Origin of the sequence: Pseudomonas sp. MF5691 (assembly GCF_016405645.1) — a bacterium.
GTDB classification, from domain to species: Bacteria; Pseudomonadota; Gammaproteobacteria; order Pseudomonadales; family Pseudomonadaceae; genus Aquipseudomonas; species Aquipseudomonas shahriarae.
The window spans coordinates 283,012-297,056 of record NZ_JAEKDC010000005.1 but is presented as its reverse complement, the minus strand read 5'-3'; the positions used below and the strand labels follow the sequence as shown (position 1 = coordinate 297,056).

The 14,045-nt window shown below is 59.1% G+C and carries 12 protein-coding genes and 1 pseudogene; 5 read left to right on the top strand and 8 right to left on the bottom strand.

The genetic code is table 11. The annotated features are described in order from the left end of the window. Nucleotides 1–115 precede the first annotated feature (115 nt). From JFT44_RS10585 to acs, 8 genes are all read right to left on the bottom strand, one after another. Nucleotides 116–1,336 carry an aspartate aminotransferase family protein gene (locus JFT44_RS10585; RefSeq protein WP_115128780.1) on the bottom strand — a complete coding sequence of 407 codons (1,221 nt, stop codon included), beginning with the start codon at nt 1,334–1,336 and terminating at the stop codon, nt 116–118. Nucleotides 1,337–1,577: 241 nt separating this feature from the next. Then, a complete protein-coding gene (locus JFT44_RS10580; protein ID WP_057439714.1) occupies nt 1,578–2,558 on the bottom strand; it encodes a GlxA family transcriptional regulator in 981 nt (326 codons plus the stop codon). A gap of 228 nt (nt 2,559–2,786) precedes the next feature. Continuing rightward, a complete protein-coding gene (locus JFT44_RS10575; RefSeq protein ID WP_029294441.1) occupies nt 2,787–3,551 on the bottom strand; it encodes an ABC transporter ATP-binding protein in 765 nt (254 codons plus the stop codon). 27 nt (nt 3,552–3,578) lie between these two features. Then, entirely contained in the window at nt 3,579–4,691 is a 1,113-nt protein-coding gene (locus JFT44_RS10570; protein WP_057439715.1) for a succinylglutamate desuccinylase/aspartoacylase family protein, read from the bottom strand. A 1-nt stretch (nt 4,692) separates the two neighbouring features. Beyond that, the gene (locus tag JFT44_RS10565) at nt 4,693–5,391 is read right to left on the bottom strand and encodes an ABC transporter permease (protein ID WP_115128781.1); all 699 of its coding nucleotides are present in this window, start codon (nt 5,389–5,391) and stop codon (nt 4,693–4,695) included. Further along, on the bottom strand, nt 5,388–6,077 hold the full coding sequence (locus tag JFT44_RS10560) for an ABC transporter permease (protein ID WP_029294434.1): 690 nt from the start codon (nt 6,075–6,077) through the stop codon (nt 5,388–5,390). The genes JFT44_RS10565 and JFT44_RS10560 overlap by 4 nt, the downstream gene beginning before the upstream one ends. Nucleotides 6,078–6,168: 91 nt before the next feature. Further along, nucleotides 6,169–6,954, bottom strand: a complete 786-nt coding sequence (locus JFT44_RS10555; RefSeq protein WP_057439716.1) for an ABC transporter substrate-binding protein — start codon at nt 6,952–6,954, stop codon at nt 6,169–6,171. A gap of 583 nt (nt 6,955–7,537) precedes the next feature. Beyond that, nucleotides 7,538–9,493, bottom strand: a complete 1,956-nt coding sequence (acs, locus tag JFT44_RS10550) for an acetate--CoA ligase (protein WP_029294430.1) — start codon at nt 9,491–9,493, stop codon at nt 7,538–7,540. 393 nt (nt 9,494–9,886) lie between these two features. On the opposite strand from acs, the gene JFT44_RS10545 reads away from it, so the two are divergent. The 5 genes and pseudogenes from JFT44_RS10545 to JFT44_RS10525 all read left to right on the top strand — a co-directional run bounded on the left by JFT44_RS10545 (nt 9,887) and on the right by JFT44_RS10525 (nt 13,927). After that, nucleotides 9,887–10,156, top strand: coding sequence for a DUF2790 domain-containing protein (locus JFT44_RS10545; RefSeq protein ID WP_057444078.1), 270 nt, complete (start codon nt 9,887–9,889; stop codon nt 10,154–10,156). Between the two features lie 496 nt (nt 10,157–10,652). Further along, entirely contained in the window at nt 10,653–11,903 is a 1,251-nt protein-coding gene (locus tag JFT44_RS10540; protein WP_090291778.1) for a ribonucleotide-diphosphate reductase subunit beta, read from the top strand. A 51-nt stretch (nt 11,904–11,954) separates the two neighbouring features. Beyond that, nucleotides 11,955–12,143 (top strand): annotated as a pseudogene (locus tag JFT44_RS10535) (HNH endonuclease); the annotation flags it as partial. A gap of 72 nt (nt 12,144–12,215) precedes the next feature. Then, entirely contained in the window at nt 12,216–12,860 is a 645-nt protein-coding gene (locus JFT44_RS10530; protein WP_057960453.1) for an HAD family hydrolase, read from the top strand. A gap of 116 nt (nt 12,861–12,976) precedes the next feature. Continuing rightward, nucleotides 12,977–13,927 carry a hypothetical protein gene (locus JFT44_RS10525; RefSeq protein ID WP_198817649.1) on the top strand — a complete coding sequence of 317 codons (951 nt, stop codon included), beginning with the start codon at nt 12,977–12,979 and terminating at the stop codon, nt 13,925–13,927. Nucleotides 13,928–14,045 lie beyond the last annotated feature (118 nt).

Sequence of the window (14,045 nt, the reverse complement as noted above, 5' to 3'; positions counted from 1 at the left end):
GCGGGCTTGCCCGCGATTGCGGTGGGCCAGTCACAACAACGTCGACTGACAGATCGCTATCGCGGGCAAGCCCGCTCCCACATTTGATCCGGTTCGTTAGATAAATGTGTATCTATCAGGCTTGCGTCAGTGTTTTTACAGCACGCTCAAAACGATCCAGCCCTTCAGTGATATCCGCATCTTCCACCACCAGGCTCGGCGCAAAGCGCACCACGTCCGGGCCGGCTTGCAGGATCATCAGGTTCTCTTTCTCGGCCGCGTTGAACACGTCCTTGGCCTTGCCTTTGAAGGCGTCGCTCAATACGCAACCGAGCAGCAGGCCCATGCCACGCACCTGGGTGAAGATCCCGTATTGCTGGCCGATCTGCTCCAGGCGGGCCTTGAACAGGTCGTGCTTGGCATTCACGCCGGCCAGCACCTCAGGGGTGTTGATCACGTCAATCACCGCTTCCGCCACCGCGCATGCCAGCGGGTTGCCGCCGTAGGTGGTGCCGTGGGTGCCGACCACCAGGTGCTTGGCCAGGTCTTCACGGGTCAGCATCGCGGCAATCGGGAAACCACCGCCCAGGCTCTTGGCGCTGGTAAGGATGTCAGGCACAACGCCGTAGTGCTGGTAGGCAAACAGATGGCCGCTGCGGCCCATACCGGTCTGCACTTCGTCGAACACCAGCAGTGCATTGTTGGCGTCACACAGGTCGCGGGCACCTTGCAGGTAGGCCAGCTCGGCCGGCAGCACGCCGCCTTCACCCTGGATCGGCTCCAGCACCACGGCGCAGGTCTTGTCCGACACCGCGGCTTTCAGCGCGTCCAGGTCGTTATAAGGAACGTGGGTGATGCCGGTGATTTTAGGACCGAAGCCATCGGAGTACTTCGACTGGCCACCGACGTTGACGGTAAACAGGGTACGGCCGTGGAAGCTGTTCAGTGCGGCGATGATCTCGTATTTCTCGCTGCCGAAACGGTCGAACGCCACGCGACGGGCCAGCTTGAAGGCGGCCTCGTTGGCTTCGGCGCCGGAGTTGCAGAAGAACACGCGCTCGGCAAAGGTGGCGTCGATCAGCTTATGGGCCAGGCGCAGGGCCGGCTCATTGGTGAACACGTTGGAGACGTGCCACAGCTTGTTGGCCTGTTCAGTCAGTGCACCGACCAGCGCCGGGTGGGCATGGCCCAGTACGTTCACTGCGATGCCGCCGGCAAAGTCGATCAGCTCGCGACCCGACTGGTCCCACACACGGGAACCTTCGCCACGCACAGGGATAAAGGCGGCAGGGGCATAGTTGGGCACCATGACCTGGTCGAAATCGGCACGTTGCACCGGGGCTTGCTCAACGGACATCGGAGTCTCCTGAAGAGGAACGCCTGCCTGAAACTGGCGGGCGATGCAGGGATTGTAAGGACAGTTTTCAGCGCGGCCTTGCCGCCAAGCGACAACTTCTTATAGCGCCAACCCCCGTTTTACGCGGGTTTACGCCAATGCGACAAATAGCTTCGCAATGGCGCAGTTTAAACAGAAGACAGGCGGTTGCGGCAGTGCCGTGGGAATTTTGCTCAGTTGCATGCGCCGGACAAGACGCTGCTCAGCCGCGCTCGGACGGCACCGACGACAACTCGAACGGGCTGCTGCTGCGACGCTGGTTGCGGTCTTCACGCGGGGTGGCGCCGAAGAAGTTGCGGTAGGCGCTGGAGAAGTGCGGCCCCGAGGAGAAGCCGCAGGACAGGCCGATCTGGATGATCGACTTGCTGGTTTGCATCAACATCTGGCGCGCCTTGTTCAGGCGCAGTTCCAGGTAGTACTGGCTGGGAACGCGGTTGAGGTATTGCTTGAAGATCCGTTCCAGTTGTCGTCGCGACACGCACACATGCTGGGCGATTTCGTCGGTGGTCAGCGGTTCTTCGATATTGGCCTCCATCAGCAACACCGCCTGGGTCAGCTTCGGATGGCTGGAGCCCAGGCGGTTTTGCAGAGGGATGCGCTGGCGCTCGCCGCCTTCACGGATGCGCTCCACCACCAGTTCTTCGGAGACCGCGCCCGCCAGTTCGGCGCCGTGGTCACGGGCCAGCACTGCCAGCATCAGGTCGAGGACCGACATGCCGCCACAAGCGCTCAGGCGATCGCGGTCCCAATCGAACAAATGGCTGGTGGCAATGACCTTGGGAAAACGCTCGGCAAAGTCGTCCTGCCAGCGCCAGTGCACGGCAGCACGATAGCCATCGAGCAACCCCAGTTGCGCCAGGGGATACACCCCTGCCGACAAGCCACCGATCACGCAGCCGGCGCGTACCAGCTGCTTGAGCGCAGAGCCCAGTTGCGAGGCGATCACCGTCGGCGGCTCATCGGCCAGCAGGAACAGCTTCTGGAAACCTTCCAGCTTGCCGGCCCAGGGTTCGCCGGGCAATTTCCACTCACCCTCGACCGGCGGCTCGGCCTGCAGGAATGACACCTCGTAGACCACATCCGGATGCACCCGCTGGGCAACGCGCAAGGCCTCCTCAGCCAGCGCAAGCGTCAGGGCTTTAGTGCTGGGCCAAATCAGGAAACCGATGCGATGGGCTGTCATGGAATGCTATCCGAAACGAAAAACGGGAGTAGAGGCATGGGCCAATGCTAGCCCGTAAGTAAACACAAAACTCAACACAAACAGAGATCTGATGTAGGGGCTGGCTTGCCTGCGACAGCGGCGGGCCAGTCACCTCGCCATCGCAGGCAAGCCCGCCCCCACAGGGAATCGAGGCCAACCTCAAGGCTGCGAAGCATGCACTATTTCAGTGCATAAACGCAGCCCTGTTTACTTCAAGCTACCGGACAAGAACTGCTGCAACCGCTCGGACTGCGGGTTGACCAGCACTTCACGCGGGTTGCCGCGCTCTTCGACAATGCCTTTGTGCAGGAACACCAACTGGTTCGACACTTCACGGGCAAAGCCCATTTCGTGAGTCACCACCACCATGGTCCGGCCTTCCAGGGCCAGGTCCTGCATGACTTTCAAGACTTCGCCGACCAGCTCCGGGTCGAGGGCCGACGTCGGCTCGTCAAACAGCATCACCTCAGGCTCCATCGCCAGCGCCCGGGCAATTGCCACGCGCTGCTGCTCGCCACCGGACATATGGCCGGGGAAGGCGTCCTTGCGGTGGGCCACACCCACTTTGGCCAGGTAGTGCTCGGCCTTTTCGCGGGCGTCTTTTTTCGACATGCCCAGCACGTGTACCGGGGCTTCCATGACGTTTTCCAGGGCGGTCATGTGCGACCACAGGTTGAAATGCTGGAACACCATGGACAGGCGCGAACGCATGCGCTGCAACTGCTTGGGGTCGGCGGCCTTCATCGCGCCGTCCTTGTTGGCCACCAGCTTCAGCTCTTCGTTATTGAGCAGGATCTTGCCGGCGTGAGGCTGCTCCAGCAGGTTGATGCAGCGCAAAAAGGTACTTTTGCCCGAGCCACTGGACCCGATGATGCTGATCACATCACCGGCCGCGGCGGCCAGGGACACGCCTTTGAGCACTTCATGACTGCCATAGCGTTTATGCAGGTCTTGGACTTCAAGTTTGTACATGCGGTCGGTTCTCACAAAAACAGTTGGTCAGTCGTTGAGCAAGCGCCCGTGACGCAGCGCTTCGCGCCCCGCCACCTTGGCCAGCCAGAAACCCGCTTGGGCATAACGTAGCCGTTCAACGGCAAACAACACCCCCGACGTACCGGCACAGACAATGCTGACGCGGTCGGCCAAAGGATCAATCACTTCAAAAATCGGTTCGCCGGTTTCCACCCAGTCACCGGCTTTACGCAGGTAACTGATCACCCCGGCGTGGGGTGCGAACAGCAATTCGGTACCTTCAAAGGGCACCCCTTCACACGGCTCATGTTGCGGCGCCGGCCACTCACCCTTGATCAGGCCCTGCTCGGCGAGGAACGCGAGGATGCCTTCGGCGTGAAAAATCGCCTCATCCCGACCGGTGTCGGCCTGACCGCCCAGCTCCAGGGTGGTTGCCAGGCAGGCCAGAGGGATCTGCGCCTCGGGGAACGCCCGCGACAAACGCAGCCACGGTAACGAGCAGGCTTCATCAAACGAGCTGCCGCCGGAGTCTTCCGCCAACAGACCGACCTTCACATTCAAATGCGCCGACAACGAACGCCACTGCGGCCAGTGCTGGGGCAGCGCGTACATATGCAGCGCAGCTTCGGCATCACAGTGCAGGTCGAGGACCACATCGGCGGTGCAGGCATGGCTCAGCAAGACCCGCTGCATGCCTTGCAACTGGCTGCTCGGCTCGGGCAATGCATTGAGCGCATCGCTCATCGCCTGGCGGATCATGCGCACGTTGGCGTGAGGATCGTCGCCCAGCCGGCCTTCCAGCAGGGCCGCCACCGGCGCGCTCAACTCGACGAAATCACGGTTGAAGTTCTTGCCGCTGCCAATCTCGAAACGCCCCTGGTGGCTACCTTGCAGCAACTGGCCCAGGCCCATCGGGTTGGCCACCGGCACCAGTTCGATCACCCCATTGAGCGCGCCCTGCTGCTCCAGCTCAAGCAGGCGCTTTTTCAGCTCCCAGGCCGCGCGCATCCCCGGCAACTCATCGGCGTGCAGGCTGGCCTGCAGATACGCCTTGCGCTCGCCGTGGCCGAAGCGGAACACCGTCAGTTGGCGCTCGCAGCCCAAGTGCCCCCAGGGCAATACGTGGTCGATGCGTTCCATATCAGTGCTTCCGTGGAGCCAGGTAGCTCAACCAGCGACGCTCGGCCAGCTTGAACAGACGCACCAGGATGAACGTCAGGCACAGGTAGAACAGGCCCGCGGTGATATAGGCTTCGAACGGCAGGTAGTACTGGGCGTTCACCGTGCGCGCGGCACCGGTGATGTCGATCAGGGTAACGATGGAGGCCAGGCTGGTGGTCTGCAACATCATGATCACTTCATTGCTGTACTGCGGCAGTGCCCGGCGCAGGGCCGAGGGCAGCAGGATGCGGCGGTACAGCTTGTAGCGCGACATGCCCATGGCCTTGGCGGCTTCGATCTCGCCATGGGGCGTGGCCTTGAGGCTGCCGGCGATGATTTCTGCGGTGTAGGCACTGGTATTGATGGCAAAGGCCAGGCAGGCGCAGAAGGTTGCGCTGGACAGCCACGGCCAGAGGAAGCTCTCGCGTACCGCTTCGAACTGGGCCAGGCCGTAGTAGATCAGGAACAGCTGCACCAGCATCGGTGTGCCGCGGATCACATAGGTGTAGAGCCAGGCCGAGCCATTGACCAGCGGCTGCTTGGACACCCGCATCAGGCCCAGGGGTACGGCGGCGAGCAGGCCGAAGAACAGCGAGATCAGCAGCAGTTTGAGGGTGGTCAGCAAGCCGCCAAGGTACAGCGGCATGGCCTCCCAGATGACGTTGTAGTCGAAGATCATAGATCAGCCGCCTTTACGCCTACCGAGTAGCGCTTCTCAAGGTAACGCAGGGCCAGCAACGAGACGCTGGTGATCACCAGGTACATCGCCGCCACCGCGAGGAAGAAGGTAAAAGGTTCGCGGGTGGCATCCGCCGCCTGCTTGGCCTTGAACATCATGTCTTGCAGGCCCACCACCGAAATCAGTGCAGTGGCCTTGGTCAATACCAGCCAGTTGTTGGTAAAGCCGGGGATTGCCAGCCGGATCATCTGCGGCACCATCACCCGGAAAAACACCTGGAACGGGCTCATGCCATAGGCCATGCCCGCCTCGGCCTGCCCCTTGGGGATGGCCATGAAGGCACCACGGAAGGTTTCCGAGAGGTAGGCGCCAAAGATGAAACCCAGGGTGCCGATACCGGCGGCCAAGGGGTTCAAGTCAATATAGTCGTCGTAGCCCAGTAGCGGCGCGACGCGGTTGAGCAGGTCCTGACCACCGTAGAAAATCAGCAGGATCAGCACCAGGTCGGGGATCCCGCGGATCACCGTGGAATACAGGTCGCCCAGCCACGCCAGCCAGCGGACCGGCGACAGGCGTAGTGCAACCCCAATCAGACCCAGAACAATGGCCAAGGCCATGGACGACAAGGCGAGCTGAAGCGTCAACCATGCGCCATCGAGGATAACGGCCCCGTAGCCTTTCAACATGATTCAGGTCCTCGAAAAGGCGGATGAAAAAATGGCGCAAACTTCAGAGACCCTGGTGCTTGCGCCATTCTGGACAGACAACTGCGAAGGTTTACTTGGCGTCAGCGCCGTAAATATCGAAGTTGAAATACTTTTTCTCGATTTCTTTGTACTTGCCATTGGCGCGGATCGCAGCAATGGCTGCATTGATGCGCTCCAGGTTGGCCTTGTCGCCTTTACGCACTGCGATACCGATGCCGTCGCCGAAGTACTTGGCGTCGGTGAACGCAGGACCTACGAACGCGTAGCCTTTGCCCGCGTCGGTCTTCAGGAAACCGTCTTCGAGCAGGGTCGCATCAGCCACGGTGCCATCAAGGCGACCGGCAGCCACGTCCAGGTAGATTTCGTTCTGGGTGCTGTAAGGAACGATGGTCGCACCTTTAGGCGCCAGGACTTCCTTGGCGAAACGGTCGTGGATCGAACCGCGCTGTACGCCGATCTTCTTGTCCTTGAGCTCAACCAGGCTGTCGCTGACGGCAACGCCGTCCTTCATCACCAGGCGCGCCGGGGTCAGGTAGTAGCGGTTGGTGAAGTCCACGGACTTCTTGCGGTCGTCAGTGATGGACATGGACGACAGAATCGCGTCGATCTTGCGGACTTTGAGCGCCGGAATCAGGCCGTCGAATTCCTGCTCGACCCAAGTGCACTTGACCTTCATCTCTTCGCACAGGGCGTTGCCGATGTCGTAGTCGAAACCGACGATGTTGCCGTCCGGCGCCTTCGAGGCAAACGGAGGGTAGGCTGCTTCGATACCAATTTTCAGCGGCTTCTCTTCAGCGAAGGCTTGCATGGACAGCACGGACAGCGCCAGGGCGCCCAACAGCACGAGTTTCTTCATCTTGGGACTCCATCGGTATAGGACAAAAACAGCAGTATGAGCCATGGCCCACGATGCGACTGAGTGAAACCGAATAGCGGTGCTGCGTCCTACACCAGTTCAACACGGCGACGACGAGCGAGTGATCGGCATTCTAACGACAGGCCGGAAGCCGATATTTCCTCAATGCGACAACAATTTACAGAAGCACCGAGAAAGCGACTCCAATACATTGACAACCCCTGAAATCTATGCAGAGGCAAAAGATATTAAACCTATTAACGCTGCAAATTGCGGGCCTATTATTCGCAAACCCTTCTATCCCGGCAAGTGTAGCGTTTGATCTTATTTTGCCGGGTGTCTAAAACGGGCATTTTCGGGGCACTGATGTAGCACTTTGCCTCATGTTTGGGCGCAGGGTTACACATTTGCACCGCTGGGTAACATTCAGAAACGCCCTACGAGATAAACCGATATTTATTGACTTGCTACTGAGAGCGGTCTGTCAGCCGCCAGCACCCACATTGATGGCGCTTCAAAGTGAATTCCCACAAAAAAGCCCCACCCGGCCTACACCGAATGGGGCTTGGTCCCATAAACCCGCTTACGCGACGTTCATGGTCTTGTGAGTATCAATCAAATGCTGCACCACGCTTGGATCGGCCAGGGTGGAGATATCGCCCAGCCCGTCATACTCGGCCGTGGCAATCTTGCGCAGGATACGACGCATGATTTTCCCCGAACGGGTCTTCGGCAGACCCGGTGCCCACTGGATCACGTCCGGCGAAGCAATCGGGCCAATTTCCTTGCGTACCCAGTTCTTCAGCTCCAGGCGCAATGCTTCAGTCGGCTCCTCGCCGTTTTTCAGGGTGACATACACATAGATGCCCTGCCCCTTGATGTCGTGAGGTACACCGACCACTGCTGCTTCCGTGACTTTCGGGTGGGCAACCATGGCGCTTTCGATCTCGGCGGTACCCATGCGGTGCCCGGAAACGTTGAGCACGTCATCCACACGGCCGGTGATCCACCAGTAGCCGTCTTCATCGCGACGCGCGCCGTCGCCGGTGAAGTACATGCCACGGAAGGTCTTGAAGTAAGTGTCGACGAAACGGTCATGGTCGCCGTACAGGGTACGCGCCTGGCCTGGCCACGAATCGAGGATCACCAGGTTGCCTTCGGCGGCGCCCTCGATGATGTTACCCAGGTTGTCCACCAACGCCGGTACCACACCAAAGAATGGGCGTGCCGCCGAACCCGGCTTGAGCGCGTGAGCGCCCGGCAATGGGCTCATCAGGGTCGCGCCGGTTTCGGTCTGCCACCAGGTATCGACAATCGGGCAACGGGATTGGCCGACGTTCTTGTAGTACCAGTCCCACGCTTCCGGGTTGATCGGCTCACCCACCGAACCCAACAGGCGCAGGCTGCTGCCGTCAGTGCCTTCGCAGGCGGCGGTGCCGGAAGCCATCATTGCGCGGATCGCCGTCGGCGCGGTGTAGAGGATATTGACCTTGTGCTTGTCGACGATTTTCCCGACCCGGGTGATATCCGGGTAGTTCGGCACGCCTTCGAACAGCAGCGTGGTCGCGCCATTGGCCAGCGGGCCGTAGACAATATAAGTGTGGCCAGTGACCCAACCGACGTCGGCGGTGCACCAGTAGACTTCGCCCGGGCGGTAGTCGAACACACGCTCGTGGGTCAGGGCCGCGTACAACAGGTAGCCGCCGGTGGTGTGCTGCACGCCCTTGGGCTTGCCAGTGGAGCCGGAGGTGTAAAGGATGAACAGCGCTTCTTCGGCACCCATCTCTTTTGGCGCACAGACAGTGCCCGCCACTTTCATCAGGTCTTCATACCAGATGTCGCGATGCTGGTTCCACTTGATCTGGCCATTGGTGCGCTTGCACACGATGACTTTCTGGATGCTGCTGGTTTCCGGGTTGGTCAGCGCGTCGTCGACGTTGGCCTTGAGCGGCACCTTCTTGCCGGCACGGATGCCTTCGTCAGCGGTGATCACCACTTTGGATTTGCAGTCGATGATGCGACCGGCCAGGGCCTCAGGCGAGAAACCGCCAAACACCACCGAGTGGATCGCACCGATGCGGGTACAGGCCAGCATGGCGACCACGGCTTCGGGAATCATCGGCATATAGATGGTCACCACGTCGCCGCGGTGCACATCCTGGCCACGCAGGGCGTTGGCGAACTTGCAGACTTGTTCATGCAATTCGCGATAGGTGATGGTACGGCTCTCGGAAGGGTCGTCGCCCTCCCAGATGATTGCCGCCTGGTCGCCACGCTCGGCGAGGTGACGGTCCAGGCAGTTATAGGAAACGTTGAGGGTGCCGTCTGCGAACCATTTGATATCGACATGGTGGTCGTCGAACGAGGTCTGCTTGACCGTGGTGAAAGGCTTGATCCAGTCAAGACGCTTGGCTTGCTCGCGCCAGAAGCCGTCGGGGTTGACCACCGACTGCTGGTACATGGCCTTGTAGGTCGCCTCGTCGGTCAGCGTGTTGGCTGCTACTTCGGGGCGAACGGGGTACAGGGAAGCCGCACTCATCTTTCTTACCTCGGTGACAATAGTTGTTGTTGTATGCCCCTGTTTTAGCCGGGGTAGGCCTATAGAACCATTCGACGATGGTAGTAACAAGCCCCTACAAATTACCCTGATATCTCCTTGCAATGCTCTGGTTCGGGGCTTGTGGCGCTTTTCTCAGCCTCTAAAAAAACCTCTGTGGTGGATTGTTACGAAAACCGCCAAAAGTGTTTATCAAAAGTACGGGTATATGAATGCAACCCAGGCGCCTAAAATCAGCCTCGCCAACAAGGCACCGTGATTAACCAAGTTGCAGCCCCCACGAAGGCACGTTAATCCGAACTCACTACTCAAGTTACACACGTGGCCTCACAAAGGCCCCGTGACCCCCTTCGACTGTAAAAAGGTAAATTGGAAATGAAAGCTTTATTAGTTATGGCCCTTGCCAGCTTGTGCGCCACCGCCGCCCTGGCCGACGAGATCCCGACTGACGTAGCCAGCCAGCACACCGCCATTGTTGAGGAATACACCTACTCCACCGATCTGGATATCGCCAAAGTGGTGTCCATGAGCGCCATCCCAAATGTCTGCGAAGTTGTTCCAGCGCGCATGGAATATGAAGACCACCAGGGCCAGCGTCATATTCTTAATTACAAAGTCATGGGCAATGGTTGCTCTAACGGTTAATAACTTAGTTAGTTAGAACTTAACCTGACAATGTTCGCCGCAAGGAATTGTCCTTGCGGCAAAGAATCACCCGCAAAATCCTCGCCTTGCCCCCTGCTTCAAAAATCCCTCACCGCCCGTCAAAAAAATCCTACCCCGGCAAACCCTTGTAAACCCGTGCCCCCGCCGGAAATACCCTCATTTTGCCCCTCGACTGAGGCTATCCGCCGCAACACAAAGGCAAATTTTTCCCTATAATGCGCGGGTAAATCGGGCCTGCAATATCCCTTTACATGGGGTAACGAGCCAGACCTGAGGCCCCGCAGGAGTACGACACTGTCGCTCCGCCCCTCAGGCCTCAAGCAGAACACCCGTAGCCCTATTCCGTTTAGTGCCTGCGCGAGCTGTTGCAACAAACGATTCCTTAAAGATCCACCGCGGCCCTTGGGCCGTGTGAACACCCAACCATCCGGTTTCACACGGGCACCATTGGCCCACACGCAGGAGACGACACGTCATGCTGAGCTGGGACGAATTCGACAAAGAAGAAGAAGGCGAAGTAGCCGCTAAAGGCGCCAACGCCGGCCACGCCACCGAAGCCAACATGGACCGCCTCGACGGTGCCGGCGCTGCCGCCGCCATCGAAGCCCGCGCCGTCACCGCCAACGACTCCGCCGCCATCGTGCGCGCCAAGGCTGCCCTGGACAAACTCGACGTCGCCGAAGGCCTCGCCGAACTCGAAGGCGCTTCCGCCCGTGTCGCCGTTGACGAAAAGCGCATGATCAACTGCCGCGCCGACCTCAACCAACTCGTACCCTTCAAGTACGACTGGGCCTGGCAGAAATACCTCGACGGCTGCGCCAACCACTGGATGCCGCAAGAGGTCAACATGACCGCCGACATCGCCCTGTGGAAAAACCCCGAAGGCCTGACCGACGACGAACGTCGCATCGTCATGCGCAACCTGGGTTTCTTCTCCACTGCGGACTCGTTGGTCGCGAACAACCTGGTGCTGGCCGTGTACCGCCTGATCACCAACCCGGAGTGCCGCCAGTACATCCTGCGCCAGGCCTTCGAAGAGGCGATCCACACCCACGCCTACCAGTACTGCATCGAATCGCTGGCCATGGATGAAGGCGAGATCTTCAACATGTACCACGAGATTCCATCGGTCGCCAAAAAGGCAGCCTGGGGCCTGAAATACACCCGTTCGATCTCCGATCCGAAGTTCGAAACCGGCACCGTCGACACCGACAAAGAACTGCTGCGCAACCTGGTCGCTTACTACTGCGTGCTGGAAGGCATCTTCTTCTACTGCGGTTTCACCCAGATCCTGTCCATGGGCCGCCGCAACAAAATGACCGGCGTGGCCGAGCAGTTCCAGTACATCCTGCGCGATGAGTCGATGCACCTGAACTTCGGCATCGACGTGATCAACCAGATCAAAATCGAAAACCCACACCTGTGGGATGCCGACATGAAGGAAGAAGCGACCCAGATGATCCTGCAAGGGACCCAGCTGGAGATCGAATACGCACGCGACACCATGCCACGCGGCGTGTTGGGCATGAACGCGGCGATGATGGAGGACTACCTCAAGTTCATCGCCAACCGTCGCCTGTCGCAAATCGGCTTGAAGGAAGAATACCCAGGGACCACTAACCCGTTCCCGTGGATGAGCGAGATCATGGACTTGAAGAAAGAAAAGAACTTCTTTGAGACCCGGGTGATCGAGTATCAGACCGGTGGGGCGTTGAGCTGGGATTGATCAGCTCATAGTCGCGGCGTGAAAAAGCCCTGGGGTCGCACCCGGGGCTTTTTTATGGCCGCCGGTTTGCCATTTCTTGAAGTACATCACCTCAAGCACCTGGCCCGTAAGGGTTCGGATCGCATCTCCAATGCTGTAGCCTTGTGCCCCAATTGCCATCAGCGTTGTCACTGGTCGAGCGACCGGGATGATTTCACTGCGGGGTTTTACTCGAGAATCAGCAGATTGATACCGGAGTAGACTCCTGCGGTCACAGCTTATGCATTCCAAAAAAATAGTAGATAGGACCGAGGCCACCCCGTGAACCCAGACATGCTAGAAGCCGGCCCCGTGGGCGCCAAGGTACTTTCAGTGTTCGACTTCGACGGCACCCTGACCCGCCACGACAGTTTTGTACCGTTTCTCAAGTTTGCTTTCGGCAAGCAGGAATTCAATCGCCGGATGCTCAAACTGGCGCTGCCGGGCTTGCGTTTTCTGGTGCGCCGGATGAGCCGTGATGAGCTCAAGGCGCAGTTGATTCGCACCTTTATGACCGGCGTAGAAAAGGCCTGGGTGCAGCGCAAAGCCGAAGAATACTGCCAGGCTTATTGGAACAAGCTGATGCGCCCTGCCGGTTTGCAGTCGGTGGCCGATGAAATTGGCTCCGGTGCCGAAGTGACGTTGTGTTCGGCTTCGCCGGCAATCGTGTTGCAACCTTTTGCCGATCGCCTGGGAATCAAACTGATCGGGACCGAGCTTGAGGTGGTCGATGGGGTGTTGAGTGGGCGCCTTACGGGCAACAACTGCCGTTGCGAGAACAAGGTGTTGCGGCTTGAGGCGGTGTATGGCGACCTGGGTGAGTATCGGCTCAGGGCCTGGGGCGACACGCGCGGGGATCGCGAGTTGCTGGCGGCGGCGCAAGATGCGCATTGGCGGCATTTTCATTCGGCCAAGCGCCGAGGCAAACCGAAGCCGTAAGCCGCTTGGAACCAGCCCTTTCAGACGCGTTGAAAGGGCTGCGCCCCGATAGCGGACATTTGTGCTACCTGCGCAACCCCGCTATTAATAGCGAATCTTGCCACGGACCCGCCCCGATGAAATTCGACACAGCCTATTGCCTGAGCCTGGACGAAAAGCTGTCGATCTATGACGTGCGCGACCTGAATTTCGACGAAACCGCCGCCTTCGACTCCGACAAGGACAGCTTCCTCTGCCCCAACGATGATTGCCGCGCAGCGTTTGCGGCGGGCAATGTGCTGGGTACGTTCAATGGCAAGAACGTCAACTACCTGCGCACCCCGCACTTCAAGAACCTGCCCAGCACCCGGCATATCGACGGCTGCCGCTATGCCAGCCACAAGGCCGCTGCGGGAGACGCTGCGGACGAGCGCGAGGAGAACTTCCCGTCGGAGTTTGTGCTGACTCGACGTCAGTACGAACGCAAGACAGTCATCCAAGGTTCCGCAGACGCTATCCCACAAGATCCGGCGAAAGCACCTTCGAAAATCTCCAATACTTCCCACAACGCCAGCGAAACCACCCCGGACAAGACCAGCGTCTTCGCCCACCCGGTGGAATGCTACGTGTCCAATATCGACGACAAGGACAAGCTCAAGGGCATGCCGTTGAAGATCGGTGAGCACACCGCGACGTATTGGGCGTTTTTCAAGAAGATCGAATACCTGCAAGACAACAAGGGCTTGATCTACTGGGGCCGGATCAAAGCGATCAAGGACTACACCAGCAGCGTTCGCATCGACTTTGAAAAGAAAGTGTGGCTCGACAAAAAGCCGTATTCCGTCAACGTCTACCTGAACAAGAAGCTGATCGAGAACTACCGCAAGCGCAAGGCGTTCCTGGAGCAGATCAGGGCCGCCGTAAACAGCGATCGCCCGCTGTATTGCTTCTTTTATGGTGTGACGCCGGAGTTGAAACAGGTACCAAGCAAGAAAAACCCCGAGCAGACGTTCGGGGTGTTCAGTGCCGATATCCAGAACCTGGACCACCTGCTGATCCGCGAGGCGCCGGGGCTGGAGGAGAAGTGACCGGGAGCGCCCGCCAATCGCGGGCCGATCAGCCGAGAAAGAATCCAGTTGATGAACGGTCAAAACAACTGTACAAAAACACAGTATAGTTTGCCCTCCCCCGTTGGATTCCTGGAGA